The organism is Candidatus Cloacimonadota bacterium, from assembly GCA_016932035.1.
Classification (GTDB): Bacteria; Cloacimonadota; Cloacimonadia; order JGIOTU-2; family JGIOTU-2; genus Celaenobacter.
Map to the genome: position 1 here is coordinate 1 of JAFGDR010000035.1, position 12,979 is coordinate 12,979.

The following is a 12,979-nucleotide window of genomic DNA, read 5'->3' on the forward strand; positions in this document are numbered from 1 at the left end:
GAGTTTAGATATAATTATAGAAAAGATAATCTGTTCCATTTTTTGATCAATATTCACTTTGGTCCGATTTTTATATAATCACCTAAAATTATTGAAAATATATTATCTTAAAGTAAAACACTCTTGAATCGATAAAGGAGTTAAAATGAGTTTAATTCGATGCCCAGAATGTAATAATAAGATAAGTGAATACGCTCAAAATTGTCCCAGGTGTGGTTATATACTTACACCTGAGATAATCAAAGATATTAAGAAGCGAGATAAAAAAATTCAAAGAGATAAAGGAATAGGTTGTCTTGCCTTTATATTACTGCTAGTAATATTAGTACTTATTTCACATTACCGTGGTAGGGATACTGTTATACAAAAACCAAAGAGCGATGCACAATTAAGAAAAGAAAGAATTGAAAAACAATTTAACTCTTGGGATGGTTCTCATAATGAGTTAACAAATTATATAAAAAATAATATGAATGATCCTAAATCATATGAACACATTGAAACAGTTTATTCAGATCATGGGGATTATTTAATTGTTATTACATCTTTTAGAGGTAAAAATGTTTTTGGCGGTATTGTAAAAAATTCCATCAAAGCGAAGGTTGACATAGATGGTAAAATTCTTGAAATAATTGCAAAAATTCCATAACTAGACAAAAGGTAAATTCTACTGTTTTTTACAATCAATTTTCTTCCTCATTAAAAAACTATGGATATATTTGAACTTTTAATCTATTAAGCTTAGTTTAATATGTTATATCCTATAAAAATATCGATAATTTGATTGACAATCAAAACATACAATTAATAAATTCAATTTCAATTAAATCTGGAGAATACATATATGAACTCAACACCACTCAGATTAATCATTTCTATCATCGGGTTTGCTCTTGTCTGGTTCGGGTATAAAGGTATCACAAAAGGAGTTGTCCGCGTCAAAGGCGGTTTTAACATACCAAAAAAAGAGAAACCCACACTTTTCTGGATTAACGTCATTGTCTATTTTGTGGTTGGCATTGCTGCTTTGCTTTACGGACTTGTTTCCTGGTAAAAAACATAGCATTTTTCAACTTTTTGTATGAGCGATACTCGTTTTCCGGAGAAGGCAATATCAATAGCTCCACTCAAAGAATCTTACATTCAGGATGTATGTTATCTTCTTGAAAAGTGCTACACATGGTTGGCTGAAGAGGAAGGATTTTCGGAACCAGCAAAGAATTTTCTTATCAAAGTGCGCGGCTCTAAAGCAACAATTCGCAGAGAATCACAAACGCAGAAATATTTTATTGCACTCAAAGAAGATCACATTGTTGGAATTGTATCCATCAGAAATAATGAAGTTACAAAGTTATATGTCGATCCTCTGTTTCACAAAACCGGTATTGGAAGGAAGCTTTTCGAAAAAGCAGAAACAGAGATCACTCAGGATGGGTATGACGAGATGAAACTGGTCACACTTGGTTCATCTGCAATTCCTTTTTATACTGCAATGGGAATGATGGTACAGGATCGAAAACAATCGCGAGTAGAAGAGTTGAGCGGCATTGTTGGAACAGTCATGATCAAGCAAATAGCGTGAAGATGAGGATGCATTAATTCATGGATCAGGTAAACACCACACACAAACTTTTCAGCAAGGATTTCATATCACTCAACATCATGATCTTTCTTGCATACCTGAATCTTGCGGTTTTCTTCACCTTTGCTCCGTATCTTGCAGCCGAGGGATTTCGTCCGGGAGTCATCGGGATTATTATCAGTGCTTTCTCGCTCAGCGGTTTGGTACTGCGACCGCTTATCAGCCCTTTTCTTTTCCCATCGAACGCCAGAAAATGGATTGCGATCGGCACACTCGTGGATATTGCATCGCTTTTTCTCTATCTCCTGGCAGGAACGATTGTGCCATTACTCATTCTGAGGTTTGTTCATGGTGCAGCTTATGTTTGCATGGCAGCGTCCAAGATGGCGCTTATTGTGGCGTTCATCCCACCCAAGAAAGCGAGCCTAGCTTTCAGCTTCACTTCAGCAAGTATGCTGCTTCCTATGGCAATTGTTCCACCCTTACTCGATCCTCTCACCAAGCTTCTCGGTGGATTTGACAAAGTGCTTGCTGCCACCGGAGTGCTTATGCTTGTTATTTATCCGTTACTACTATTGATCCATCCAAAAGATGCACAGGGAAATGAGTTGAAAATCAAGGAAAAGCACATCTCTCATAAAGAATATTTCAAAGATCTTTCCCAACCAAAAATACTTGTCGTCCTTGCTATCATCCTTGTACTGTTTGTATGCATTGCCGCATCGTTTATGTATTGCGCACAATTCGGTGCACATATCGATGTTGAGAATCCGGGACTTTTCTTCACTATTGCGATCGTTATGATGATCCTTGTGCGTCTGGTTGGTGGTCAATTTATGGATAGATTCAAGGCGTCAATACTGATCGCCGGATCGTTGGCTATTCTGGTACTTGCGTACGCTGGGCTTGCTGTTACGAAGGGACCCGTGTTCTTCTATGCAATGGCACCGATATGCGGATTTTGCTGGGGTGTTGCCCATCCAGTACTTCATGCAGTTCTGTTCCGTATCTCAAAACCAAGACTTCAGTCGTTGAACCAGAATTTTGGAACCGAAATGGTTGATGGCGGTTTCTTTCTTGGACCTATTATCGGAGCTGCTATCATCGGGACGAGTCATTTTCACCTATTCTTCATATTCTGCGCTGTAATCACAGGCCTTTCATTTCTTGGATTCATACTTGTACTTCCCGAACTTCGCAAACACGATCATCTCAAGATTTCAGAATCTTATAATAATAAGTATTAAAATAATATATGCGGTTTGAAGAATTTAAAACAACTATAAGAACAGCATTGATCCAGCATCCCGAAGGTTTGACGTGGAAGGAGCTGAAAGATTTGGAAACATTGCCCTACAAAACACCATGTCCAACCTGGGTTGCACAGCTGGAATCTGAGATCGGATTGATACGAAAGCGCAGAAAAGGCAATGCACTCATTTGGGAGTTGAGCAAAGATTGACAAACTTATATATAATACTCAGTAGGTAAATCATGAAATTTAAACAGAGTTTTATTAAAACAGATTTCGGGAACCTTCTTCTTACTTTTTCTGAAGAAGGATTACATACGATCCAGTTCGATGCAAAGGATGGGGATGTAGTTTTTGAGCATTCGAATAAAAACCAGTATGTCGATCAACTCAAAGAATTTTTTTCAGGAAAGAGAAAAGCCTTTAATCTGCCGCTTGTTCTTGTAGGAACCCCTTTTCAGACAAAAGTTTGGGAATATCTCCAGCGGATTCCCTATGCCGAAACCCGTACATATCAGCAGGTTGCAGAAGGGATCGGACATCCAAAATCTTCGAGGGCTGTGGGAAACGCTAATCATGTAAATCCAATTCCCATAATCATTCCTTGCCACCGTGTGGTTCGTTCTGATGGTGACCTTGGGGGTTTTGGCGGAGGGATCGATATTAAGCAAGGTTTATTGGATTTCGAGAAAAAGAACGCATGATGCTACGAAGAAAAACAAGGCTAATAGCGGTTGGTAATGTTAAGGTCGGTGGTGATGCACCCATCTCTGTGCAGTCCATGACCAATACCGACACCCGTGATCCAGACAAAACACTCGAACAGATCTATGCCTGCGCAGCACATGGTTGCGATATTATTCGGGTAGCAATTCCGGATGAGAAAACAGTCGAAGCACTTCCGACCATTTTAGATCGGTCACCGATACCAGTTATCGGGGATATACATTTCAATCATGAGTTGGCGATCCAGGCAATTGAAAAAGGTGTGCATTGCATTCGCATCAATCCCGGTAATATTGGAAGTAACGATAGGGTAAAACTTATCATCGATGCAGCAAAACAGGCATGCATTCCGATACGAATTGGTGTGAATGCCGGTTCACTTGAAAAGGACATCAAAAAGAAACTTGGAGTTACCTCTGATGCTTTGGTTGAAAGTGCGATGCGTCATGTGCAATTTTTCGAGTCGCAGAAATTTTATGATATAAAACTTTCATTAAAGGCTTCGTCAGTACCGCTTACGATCGAATCCTACAGAAAAATCAGCAAAGCATTCAACTTTCCTCTGCATGTAGGAGTTACAGAAGCCGGCACAGCCTTCTCAGGCACCATTCGATCCTCGATTGGCATCGGAACACTTCTTTCTGAAGGAATCGGTGATACGATACGTGTATCGCTGGCAGAAGAACCAGTGGAAGAGGTAAAGGTTGGTGTCGAGATTCTTCGTGCACTCGATCTCAGAAAAGGACCACACATCATTGTGTGCCCTACCTGCGGAAGAACAGAGATCGACATCATTCCAATTGCGAAACAAGTTGAAGCTGAAGTACGAAAAATGAAGATCGAAAAGAATATTTCTATTGCGATCATGGGTTGTGTGGTGAATGGACCGGGTGAAGCTAAGGAAGCAGATATCGGTATTGCCGGCGGAAGAGGTCAGGCAGTTCTTTTTAAAAAGGGAGAGATCGTCAGGAAAATTCCAGAAGATAGAATTATATCTGAACTTTCAAGGGAAATCTCAAATCTCATATAATCTAGATGGGAAAAATCTATTCGATCATCGATGTTGGAACGAATTCAATCCTTCTCTTGATCGCGGAAAAACATAAAGATAACATATCAGTCCTTCATAGAGATGCACAGACTTCATCACTTGGAAAAGGGATGAAAAATGGAATGTTGACTCAGGATGGAATTGAACGAGCTAAAGCAATTCTGATAAATTTTATAGCTACATCTCAGGAATATAATGTACAAAAGATCATCATCACCGGTACATCAGCATCAAGGGAAGCTAATAATATTTCAGATCTATCAGATTGGCTGAAAAATGAGTTTGATTTACCCTATCATATTTTATCAGAGGAACAGGAAGTCTATTACATCTATCTAGCAAATAAGAATGATTTTTCTGAATACGAAAACCTGATTATTTTTGATATTGGCGGTGGGAGTACTGAGTTTTTGGTGGTGCAACAAGGAAAACTTGATTATTCCATCAGCACGAAAATGGGTGTCCGCAGACTCAACAATGATTTTGAAACTAATCATGATAAATCTTGTTTTTGTAAGAAGATCTTACAGGAATCGAAAGTAGCACAACATCTTCCTGAAGATTATAAGGTAGTAGGTGTTGGCGGAACGGTTACGAATCTTGTTGCAGTAAAACATGGATTGAAGATTTGGGATCCCGAAAAAGTGCATAAGCAGATCCTCACATTGCAGGATATTGAATATTTCAAATCATTATGGCAGCGCTTATCTTATACTGAAATTGAGAAACTCATTCCCTTTGATCCGCATAGATCGGATGTATTGTTATCAGGAACGATCATATTGGAGAACATATTTACATACTTACGCGTTAATAAAATATTTGTTAGTGATCGTGGTTTGCAGTTCGGTGTTTTAAAGGAAGCTGAAAAGTTTCAATAATGTAGGGTCAGCTGCCTGAGTTGATCTGATATAAACGAAAAATCCGATTTAAATATCAAATCACAAATGACGGGATAAACCTGTCTAACCCTTAAATGTAATTTCCGAAGGTTTATCCTTTGGAAATCATGATAATCGTTTTAGATAGTTTTTCTCTAATCGAAATTCTAATTCGTGAAGAAGTCCAAAATATTCAGAAGGTCATTCGTTGAAGCTTTATAGATCTCTGTATATTTACATTTTGTGCAGGTTATCGTTGTGAATCGTTTACTCTGGACGTTGAAGAGTTTTGTGAATGTGCCACCAGTTGCCTGGAACTGGTCTGTTTCAAATTCGTCATTTTTACATTTCGGGCAAATCCATTTACCTTTCATGGTTACTCCTAAATCATTTTCTTACTCAAATTTTTCCATAGCAAACAGCCCAGGCAGAGGGGAGGCCACCTGGGCTGAGGAGGTCTTTAAAGCGATATAGCTACCGCTTTAGGGGGAAAACTTTATGTAAAATTAATCATTTAGATTTTTCTTTGTCAACTACTTCTTCTGATTTTTCTTCTTTCTGAGGTTCTTCTTTCTTCTCTGGCTCGGGTTCAACTTTCTCTTCTTCTTCAACTTTTTCTTCTGCAACTTCTTCTTCAGTTTCTACAGGTTCATCTTCTGTAACTTCCTCATTCAAGGCTTCTTCCACTTCTTCTTTCGCCTCTTCGAGATCTTCCTGATCTTCTTCGATTTCAGGTTCAACGGTCTCAGGTACTTTCTCTTCTTCAGGTTCGACAACGACTTCTTCTGCTACTTCTTCAACTTCTTCTTTCGTTTCGGGTACTACTTTTTCTGCTGGTTTTTCTTCTTTTTTCTTATCTACAGGTTTCTTTGCAGTCTTTGGTTTTTCAACTTTTGATTTCTTCTTCTTTTTGGTTGCGACTTCTTCTTCGACAAATTCGACAATTGCTGTTGGAGCTGCATCACCAATACGAAAACCTGTTTTAATGACACGGGTATATCCACCATTCCTGTTTTTGAATTGTGGTGCGATCTCATCAAAAAGTTTCTTTACCAGATCTCTGTCTTTTAAAATTTTATATGCTTGTCTGCGTGAATGAACAGTGTCCTTCTTACCATATGTGATAAGCTTTTCAGCAAGGCGTCCTGTCTCTTTTGCACGCACATGAGTTGTTTCGATTCTCTCATTTTCCAAGAGTGATTTAACAAGATTATTCAAAAGAGCTTTCTTTTGCCCTAAAAGTCTTCCAAATGATGTTGTACCTTTTCTGTGATGTCTCATTTTTGTTCCTCAATTTTTTTGAGAGTTTCAAGTTGGTCGTCAATTTTCTCTATGTCCATACCAAGTTTCAATCCATAACGATCGAGAACAGTCTTTACCTCGTCAAGAGATTTCTTTCCGAAATTACGTAAGCGGAGAAGCTGGTTTTCGGTTTTTGCTACCAGTTCCTTTACGTATTCGATCTTCGAAGCTGCAAGGCAGTTGCTGCAACGCACACTTAATTCGAGTTCTGTAACCTTCATCTTCATGAGCTTTTGAAGGTTCTTCAGTTCAGGATCGATCTTCTCTCTCTTGATATATTTGGGTTCTTCTTTGAACTGGATAATTGCCTGGAAACAATCTTTCAGAATTTTTGCTGATAAACTCAGCGCATCCTCAGGTACGATACTTCCGTCAGTCCACATTTCGAGAATGATCTTATCATAATCGATCTTCTCGTCTACACGTTCTCTGCCAATCGTGAAATTTACTTTTCTGATTGGAGAATAGATGGAGTCGATAGGAATGACCCCAATCTGTGTTTCGGATGTATCATGCTCGTTTTCACGGACATAACCGATACCGTTGTTTGCCCAAAGTTCCATATGGAAATCCACATCTTCGACCAGTTCCAAAAGATACAAGTCTTTATTGATAATCTCCACATCTTTGGGTACCGTAATCTGCCCAGCAGTTATTTTGCCGGGGCCTTTTATTGAGAGTTCCAGCTTCTGTTCTGCATTGCTATTTATTTTAAGGACAAGATTCTTTAGATTAAGAATGAGTTCGATATAATCTTCACGGGCACCTGGAATAGCTGCATATTGGTGCTGAAGTCCATGAACCTTCACAAAGCGTACTGCACCGCCCTGTATTGAGGATAAGAGCACACGGCGAAAGGAATTCGCGATCGTTGTGCCAAATCCTTGCTCGAAGGGACCAATGGTGAATTTGCCATAGGTATTCGAATAGGTCTTTTCGTCTTTTTTTATATATGTAGGCAGTTGGATTGGTTCTAAATCAACCATGTGTACTCCTCTGTATTATTTAGAGTAGAACTCAATAATCAATCTATGATCAATATCCTGAGGAAGCTGCTCAGCTGTCGGCATAGCTTTGACATAACCTGAGAATTCTTCAGGATGTACTTCAAGCCATGTAAACTGGTCTAAGCTCTTATGTGCTTGCATTGCTTCATGGATATTGGGCATTTGTCTGCTATTATTTCTTATCTCGATCTTCTGTCCAGGTGCAACGAGAAATGAAGGAATATCAACTCTTTTGCCGTCAACCAGTACATGACCGTGGTTTACGAGCTGTCGTGCTGCATTTCGGGATGTTGCAAAACTCATTCTATAGAGAACATTATCCAGGCGTGTTTCGAGAAGCCTTAACAGGTTTTCGCCTGTCACGCCCTGCATCTTTGATGCTTTCTTAAAATAATTTTTAAATTGTCTCTCGAGAAGACCGTATGTTCTTTTTGCTTTTTGCTTCTCTCTCAGGTGAATAGCATAATCACTAAGTTTTCCACGATATTTTCTCCTACTTTCACCGGGAGGAGTATTTCTGCGTTCAATACTGCATTTCTGGGTGAAGCATCGAGCACCTTTAAGAAAGAGTTTCACGCCTTCTCTTCTGCATAATTTACATTTCGAGCCTAAATATCTAGCCATTATATATCCTCTTAAATTCTTCTTCGTTTAGGTGGACGGCAACCATTATGAGGGATGGGAGTCGTATCAAGAATAGACAACACATTCAAACCTTCTGCTTGAAGTGAACGAACTGCAGAATCTCTTCCAGAACCGGGTCCACTTACTCGAACATGTATATTTCTCAAGCCCATATTCAAAACTGTGGCGGCAATATCTTTTGCTGTCTGCTGCGCTGCATAGGATGTACTTTTCTTTGAATTCTTAAATCCATTTTTACCACAACTTGACCAGGCGATCACATTACCTTTTCTGTCGGTAATCGTAATGATCGTATTATTGAATGTTGCCTGAATATGAGCCACGCCGTCAGTTTCCTGCAGACGGACTTTCTTTTTTCTAACTACTTTTTTCTGTTTACCTTTTACTGCCATCTTTTCTCCTGCTACTTCCTGCCGACTCGACTGCTTCTCGGGCCCTTACGTGTTCGGGCATTTGAGTGAGTGCTCTGTCCTCGAACTGGAAGACCTACTCTGTGACGTAAACCACGATAACATCCAATTTCCATCAGACGTTTGATATTCATGGTTCTCTCTTTACGCAAGTCACCTTCGATCACATAATGATCTCTGATGATATCACGGAGCGTAATGATATCCTGGTCAGTAAGATCTTTTACTTTTGTATTCATATCAATACCAGCTTTTTCCAGAATCTCTTGCGAGGTTGAACGACCTATGCCAAAGATGTAAGTTAAGCCTATTTCAATGCGCTTCTCATTCGGTAAATCAACACCTGCTATACGTGCCAAAGTGCCTCCTTGTTAACCTTGTCTCTGTTTATGTTTTGGATTTGATGAACAAATCACATATATGCGCCCTTTGCGCTTAACAATTTTGCAATCTTTACAAAGTTTTTTAACTGATGCTCGAACTTTCATTTAAAAATCCTTTATTTTATTTATAACGATAAACGATACGACCTTTGTTGAGATCATAAGGAGAGAGTTCCATCTTCACCTTATCTCCCACAAGAATGCGTATATAATGCATTCTCATCTTACCGGAAATATGAGCATGTACTTTATGACCATTTTCCAGTTCCACGATAAATTTCGTACCGGGAAGCGCTTCAACGACTGTACCGTCTACTTCTATGAGTCCGTCTTTAGCCACTTATGAGCTCCTTGTTTTCGTTAAAATCTCTGGTTCATTCTCTGTGATGAGAATGGTGTTTTCAAAATGCGCTGATGGTGAACCATCCATCGTGTAAAAAACCCATTCTTTTTCTACAGTTTTTGACGTTCCAATATTGAACATCGGCTCGATCGAGAGCGTCATGCCCGGTTTGAGTATAGGTCCTGTTCCCTTTTTACCGACATTCGGAATCATGGGATCTTCATGAAGCGTTCTCCCGATTCCGTGCCCAGTAAGCCAATCTGCAACGTGCAGTCCATTTTCAAGTGCAGTCTCTTCAATAGATGCAGAGATGTCACCAATTCTGTTTCCTGGTCTACACTGCATTATTGCATTATTGAGAGCTTTCTTTGTACAATCGAGAAGAAACCGAACATTCTTGGTAATGGAACCGACAACAAATGTACGGGCTGCATCACCACAGAATCCATTCATCTTCACGCCCACATCTATACCAATTATATCACCGTCTTTTAAAATTTTATCTTTGGTAGAATACCCATGCACGATTTCATCATTTACAGAAGCACAAATTGCATATTTATAAGGATCGAGATCATCCATAACATACCCTTTAAATGCAGATTCAGCCTTGTGATCTCTGATGATCTCTTCTGCTTTAGCATTCAGATCAAAAGCAATAACACCTGGTTTGATCATATCATGGATCTCATCCAGGATAAGGGCAACGAGAGCATTGCTCTTCCTCATGAACTGGATCTCCCTGGCATTCTTGATCGTGATCATACGTTATCGAGAATACCCTCGATCTGCTTGAAAATCTCGTCCGGGGAAGTTACACCATTTACTTTATGAAGAACATTTTTCTTCTCGAAATAGGTAATTAGAGGAACGGCAGTGTTATGAAAGACCTTCAATCTGTTCTGAATAGTCTCGACTTTATCATCATCACGAATAATCAGTTCTGCGCCGCACTTGTCACACAGGTAGGTATCACCAATTTTTTTCTCAGGCACTTTATGAATAAGATTATAGATGCTTTTGCATTTCGGGCAAGCGCGTCTGTTTGATAATCTCTTTATTACTTCTGCATCAGGAATATCTATAAGAATTGCACAAACAACTGATTGTTTAGAAATATACCGCAAATCAAAGAACATGTCTGCCTGATCCTGATTTCTTGGAAAACCGTCAAATAAAGCACCTTCAGCACAATCCGGCTGACTCACCCTGTCTTTCAGCATTTCGAAAACGAGATCATCGGGAACAAGCTCACCTTTATGCATATACTTATCTGCTTCTATTCCAAGAGTTGTTCCATTTTTGATGTTCTCTCTCAGTATTTCACCGGTCGAGATATGAGGAATTGCATACTTTTCTTTGATATATGCTGCCTGGGTACCCTTCCCTGCTCCGGGAGGACCTAATAACACAACTATGCGTTTTTTTTCGTCGATCACCTTGATCTTCCTCGCAATTTACCTTTTTTCATAAAACCGTCATAATGACGCATAACGAGGTGAGATTCAATTTGCTTGAGTGTATCAAGCGCCACACCGACAATAATAATCAAACCGGTTCCACCGAAATAGAACGGCAGACGCGCCCATTGAATCAGGAATGTCGGTATAACAGCGATGAAAGCAAAGAAAATTGCACCGGGCAAAGTGATACGAACAATAACACTATTTATATATTCGGCAGTTCGCTTTCCGGGTTTACGTCCGGGGATGAAACCACCGTATTTTTTCATATTTTCAGCAATCTCTGTTGGATTGAGCACAATAGCAGTATAGAAATACGCAAAGAACACAATCATGATCACGTAGAGGAACGTGTGAAGAAATGCTCCAGGAGAAAGCCAGTTTGCAAGATTGTGCATGAAATCACTATCTTTAAAGAACGTGGCAATTGTTTGAGGGAACATAAGAACTGACTGCGCAAAAATAATTGGAATAACACCAGCGGAGTTAACCTTCAAAGGAATATGCGTTGCCTGTCCGCCATAGATTTTCCTGCCTATAACACGTTTTGCATATTGAACTGGTATCTTTCTCGTTGCCTCTGTGATAAGAATTACTGCAGCAGTTATCAGAACCATGAATACAATAACCACAATTGCAAGAAGAATGCTCATGTTGCCTGTTGCAACCATCTTGAACATATTAATGAATCCATTTGGATAACGAGCTATGATACCGATAAAGATGATGAGCGAGATACCATTACCGATACCTTTTTCTGTTATCTGTTCACCGAGCCACATAATGAAGATCGTACCGGTAACTAGAGTGAGAATGGTTACAAACTTAAAACCAAGTCCCGGGAATGGTACTGCTGCAATACCGGAAGGAGTTGTAATGCTCTCAAGGAAAGTTGTAATCCAGAATGCATTAAAGACACCAATAATAACTGTTCCATAACGAGTGTATTGAGTGATCTTTTTCTGTCCTTCGGGACCCTCTTTTTTGAGTTTTTCAAAATAAGGGATCACACCGCCAAGAAGCTGCATCACAATGGAAGCAGTAATGTATGGCATGATACCCAAAGCAAAAATCGTTGCCTTACTCAGGTTACCACCCACAAAAAGATCCATCATACCAAAGAGTGTATTCCCTTGCGTTGCAAAGAATTCACCAAGTGCAACTGTATTGATACCGGGAGTGGGTATATGGCTTCCAAGACGATAAACAATAAGAATACCAAGCGTGAAAAGAACTTTCTTCTTGAGTTCGGGTACTTTAAAGACGTTAAATAGTGATTTCAGCACTATACAACCTCTGCTTTTCCGCCAACTTTCTCAATGATTTCGATTGCTGATCTGCTAAAACTGTTGGCTTTGATTACTTTCTTTTTATCAAATTTATTTTCCTTGTTCGCTAACACCTTAACCATTTGAACACTATGATTTTGTTTGTCGATAAGACCGAGTTTTTCCATAAGTTCAATGTCGATGATGCTTTCTTCGATTTCTGCAAGAGCATTCAAGGAAACGATTCTATATTTCTTGGAAAATTTACTATTATTGAAACCTTTCATGGGCAGTCTGCGATGGATGGGCATTTGACCACCTTCAAACCAGTTCGGAATGCTGGCACCGCTTCTGCACTTCTGTCCATTCATACCGCGTCCACTTGTTTTACCGGTTCCTGAGCCGTCACCTTTTCCAAGTCTTGTTTTTCTTTTTCGTGAATTTCGGGGAGGTTTTAATTCATTTAACTTCATTTCGAACCTCTTCCTTTGATTTCTTCAACGTCCACTAAATGTGCAACAGTTCTGATCATTCCTTTTACAGGATCAGTATCTTTCTGGACAACAGAATGATGAAGCTTTCGAAGACCTAATGCTTCGACAGTTTTTCGTATACCGGGTTTTTGCCCGATCGGACTTTTTACTAACGTTATTTTAAGTTTCATGT

The 12,979-nt window shown here is 39.4% G+C and carries 21 protein-coding genes; 8 read left to right on the forward strand and 13 right to left on the reverse strand.

Features of this window, described 5'->3' with window-relative positions:
* Window positions 1-145: 145 nt before the first annotated feature.
* The 8 genes from JW794_06030 (at window position 146) to JW794_06065 (ending at window position 5,492) form a co-directional block, all read left to right on the forward strand.
* Window positions 146-649 carry a hypothetical protein gene (locus JW794_06030; GenBank protein MBN2017668.1) on the forward strand — a complete coding sequence of 168 codons (504 nt, stop codon included), beginning with the start codon at window positions 146-148 and terminating at the stop codon, window positions 647-649.
* A gap of 195 nt (window positions 650-844) precedes the next feature.
* Complete coding sequence (locus JW794_06035; protein MBN2017669.1) at window positions 845-1,054, forward strand: hypothetical protein; 210 nt, start codon at window positions 845-847, stop codon at window positions 1,052-1,054.
* Window positions 1,055-1,081: 27 nt separating this feature from the next.
* Entirely contained in the window at window positions 1,082-1,582 is a 501-nt protein-coding gene (locus JW794_06040; GenBank protein ID MBN2017670.1) for a GNAT family N-acetyltransferase, read from the forward strand.
* Between the two features lie 20 nt (window positions 1,583-1,602).
* Window positions 1,603-2,829: an MFS transporter gene (locus JW794_06045; protein MBN2017671.1), complete on the forward strand. Its 1,227-nt coding sequence runs from the start codon at window positions 1,603-1,605 to the stop codon at window positions 2,827-2,829.
* Window positions 2,830-2,837: 8 nt separating this feature from the next.
* Complete coding sequence (locus tag JW794_06050; protein MBN2017672.1) at window positions 2,838-3,044, forward strand: hypothetical protein; 207 nt, start codon at window positions 2,838-2,840, stop codon at window positions 3,042-3,044.
* A 32-nt stretch (window positions 3,045-3,076) separates the two neighbouring features.
* Complete coding sequence (locus JW794_06055) at window positions 3,077-3,538, forward strand: methylated-DNA--[protein]-cysteine S-methyltransferase (protein MBN2017673.1); 462 nt, start codon at window positions 3,077-3,079, stop codon at window positions 3,536-3,538.
* The gene (gene ispG, locus JW794_06060; protein MBN2017674.1) at window positions 3,535-4,590 is read left to right on the forward strand and encodes a flavodoxin-dependent (E)-4-hydroxy-3-methylbut-2-enyl-diphosphate synthase; all 1,056 of its coding nucleotides are present in this window, start codon (window positions 3,535-3,537) and stop codon (window positions 4,588-4,590) included. Before JW794_06055 ends, ispG begins: the two co-directional genes overlap by 4 nt.
* Window positions 4,591-4,595: 5 nt before the next feature.
* Entirely contained in the window at window positions 4,596-5,492 is an 897-nt protein-coding gene (locus tag JW794_06065) for a hypothetical protein (protein ID MBN2017675.1), read from the forward strand.
* Between the two features lie 167 nt (window positions 5,493-5,659).
* On the opposite strand, the gene JW794_06070 is transcribed toward JW794_06065, so the two are convergent.
* From JW794_06070 to rpmD, 13 genes are all read right to left on the reverse strand, one after another.
* Window positions 5,660-5,866, reverse strand: coding sequence for a zinc ribbon domain-containing protein (locus JW794_06070; GenBank protein ID MBN2017676.1), 207 nt, complete (start codon window positions 5,864-5,866; stop codon window positions 5,660-5,662).
* A gap of 136 nt (window positions 5,867-6,002) precedes the next feature.
* On the reverse strand, window positions 6,003-6,773 hold the full coding sequence (gene rplQ, locus JW794_06075; protein ID MBN2017677.1) for a 50S ribosomal protein L17: 771 nt from the start codon (window positions 6,771-6,773) through the stop codon (window positions 6,003-6,005).
* Window positions 6,770-7,780: a DNA-directed RNA polymerase subunit alpha gene (locus tag JW794_06080; protein ID MBN2017678.1), complete on the reverse strand. Its 1,011-nt coding sequence runs from the start codon at window positions 7,778-7,780 to the stop codon at window positions 6,770-6,772. The genes rplQ and JW794_06080 overlap by 4 nt, the downstream gene beginning before the upstream one ends.
* Window positions 7,781-7,795: 15 nt before the next feature.
* Complete coding sequence (rpsD, locus tag JW794_06085) at window positions 7,796-8,425, reverse strand: 30S ribosomal protein S4 (GenBank protein MBN2017679.1); 630 nt, start codon at window positions 8,423-8,425, stop codon at window positions 7,796-7,798.
* Window positions 8,426-8,436: 11 nt separating this feature from the next.
* Window positions 8,437-8,838 (reverse strand): 30S ribosomal protein S11, encoded by a 402-nt coding sequence (gene rpsK / locus JW794_06090; GenBank protein MBN2017680.1) that lies wholly within the window; start codon window positions 8,836-8,838, stop codon window positions 8,437-8,439.
* 11 nt (window positions 8,839-8,849) lie between these two features.
* Entirely contained in the window at window positions 8,850-9,215 is a 366-nt protein-coding gene (gene rpsM / locus JW794_06095; GenBank protein ID MBN2017681.1) for a 30S ribosomal protein S13, read from the reverse strand.
* Between the two features lie 12 nt (window positions 9,216-9,227).
* Entirely contained in the window at window positions 9,228-9,344 is a 117-nt protein-coding gene (gene rpmJ / locus JW794_06100) for a 50S ribosomal protein L36 (protein MBN2017682.1), read from the reverse strand.
* 16 nt (window positions 9,345-9,360) lie between these two features.
* Window positions 9,361-9,579 (reverse strand): translation initiation factor IF-1, encoded by a 219-nt coding sequence (gene infA, locus JW794_06105; GenBank protein MBN2017683.1) that lies wholly within the window; start codon window positions 9,577-9,579, stop codon window positions 9,361-9,363.
* Window positions 9,580-10,347, reverse strand: a complete 768-nt coding sequence (gene map / locus JW794_06110) for a type I methionyl aminopeptidase (GenBank protein ID MBN2017684.1) — start codon at window positions 10,345-10,347, stop codon at window positions 9,580-9,582.
* On the reverse strand, window positions 10,344-11,021 hold the full coding sequence (locus tag JW794_06115) for an adenylate kinase (GenBank protein ID MBN2017685.1): 678 nt from the start codon (window positions 11,019-11,021) through the stop codon (window positions 10,344-10,346). The genes map and JW794_06115 overlap by 4 nt, the downstream gene beginning before the upstream one ends.
* Window positions 11,018-12,331 carry a preprotein translocase subunit SecY gene (secY, locus tag JW794_06120; protein ID MBN2017686.1) on the reverse strand — a complete coding sequence of 438 codons (1,314 nt, stop codon included), beginning with the start codon at window positions 12,329-12,331 and terminating at the stop codon, window positions 11,018-11,020. Before secY ends, JW794_06115 begins: the two co-directional genes overlap by 4 nt.
* Complete coding sequence (rplO, locus tag JW794_06125; GenBank protein ID MBN2017687.1) at window positions 12,331-12,786, reverse strand: 50S ribosomal protein L15; 456 nt, start codon at window positions 12,784-12,786, stop codon at window positions 12,331-12,333. The genes secY and rplO overlap by 1 nt, the downstream gene beginning before the upstream one ends.
* Window positions 12,783-12,977, reverse strand: a complete 195-nt coding sequence (gene rpmD, locus JW794_06130; GenBank protein ID MBN2017688.1) for a 50S ribosomal protein L30 — start codon at window positions 12,975-12,977, stop codon at window positions 12,783-12,785. Before rpmD ends, rplO begins: the two co-directional genes overlap by 4 nt.
* Between the last annotated feature and the right edge of the window lie 2 nt (window positions 12,978-12,979).

Excerpts from the sequence above, each read along its gene's own strand:
- JW794_06030 (MBN2017668.1), top strand. The coding sequence starts at position 146 with ATGAGTTTAATTCGATGCCCAGAATGTAATAATAAGATAAGTGAATAC.
- JW794_06035 (MBN2017669.1), top strand. The coding sequence starts at position 845 with ATGAACTCAACACCACTCAGATTAATCATTTCTATCATCGGGTTTGCT.
- JW794_06040 (MBN2017670.1), top strand. The coding sequence starts at position 1,082 with ATGAGCGATACTCGTTTTCCGGAGAAGGCAATATCAATAGCTCCACTC.
- JW794_06045 (MBN2017671.1), top strand. The coding sequence starts at position 1,603 with ATGGATCAGGTAAACACCACACACAAACTTTTCAGCAAGGATTTCATA.
- JW794_06050 (MBN2017672.1), top strand. The coding sequence starts at position 2,838 with ATGCGGTTTGAAGAATTTAAAACAACTATAAGAACAGCATTGATCCAG.
- JW794_06055 (MBN2017673.1), top strand. The coding sequence starts at position 3,077 with ATGAAATTTAAACAGAGTTTTATTAAAACAGATTTCGGGAACCTTCTT.
- ispG (MBN2017674.1), top strand. The coding sequence starts at position 3,535 with ATGATGCTACGAAGAAAAACAAGGCTAATAGCGGTTGGTAATGTTAAG.
- JW794_06065 (MBN2017675.1), top strand. The coding sequence starts at position 4,596 with ATGGGAAAAATCTATTCGATCATCGATGTTGGAACGAATTCAATCCTT.
- JW794_06070 (MBN2017676.1), bottom strand. The coding sequence starts at position 5,866 with ATGAAAGGTAAATGGATTTGCCCGAAATGTAAAAATGACGAATTTGAA.
- rplQ (MBN2017677.1), bottom strand. The coding sequence starts at position 6,773 with ATGAGACATCACAGAAAAGGTACAACATCATTTGGAAGACTTTTAGGG.
- JW794_06080 (MBN2017678.1), bottom strand. The coding sequence starts at position 7,780 with ATGGTTGATTTAGAACCAATCCAACTGCCTACATATATAAAAAAAGAC.
- rpsD (MBN2017679.1), bottom strand. The coding sequence starts at position 8,425 with ATGGCTAGATATTTAGGCTCGAAATGTAAATTATGCAGAAGAGAAGGC.
- rpsK (MBN2017680.1), bottom strand. The coding sequence starts at position 8,838 with ATGGCAGTAAAAGGTAAACAGAAAAAAGTAGTTAGAAAAAAGAAAGTC.
- rpmJ (MBN2017682.1), bottom strand. The coding sequence starts at position 9,344 with ATGAAAGTTCGAGCATCAGTTAAAAAACTTTGTAAAGATTGCAAAATT.
- map (MBN2017684.1), bottom strand. The coding sequence starts at position 10,347 with ATGATCACGATCAAGAATGCCAGGGAGATCCAGTTCATGAGGAAGAGC.
- rplO (MBN2017687.1), bottom strand. The coding sequence starts at position 12,786 with ATGAAGTTAAATGAATTAAAACCTCCCCGAAATTCACGAAAAAGAAAA.
- rpmD (MBN2017688.1), bottom strand. The coding sequence starts at position 12,977 with ATGAAACTTAAAATAACGTTAGTAAAAAGTCCGATCGGGCAAAAACCC.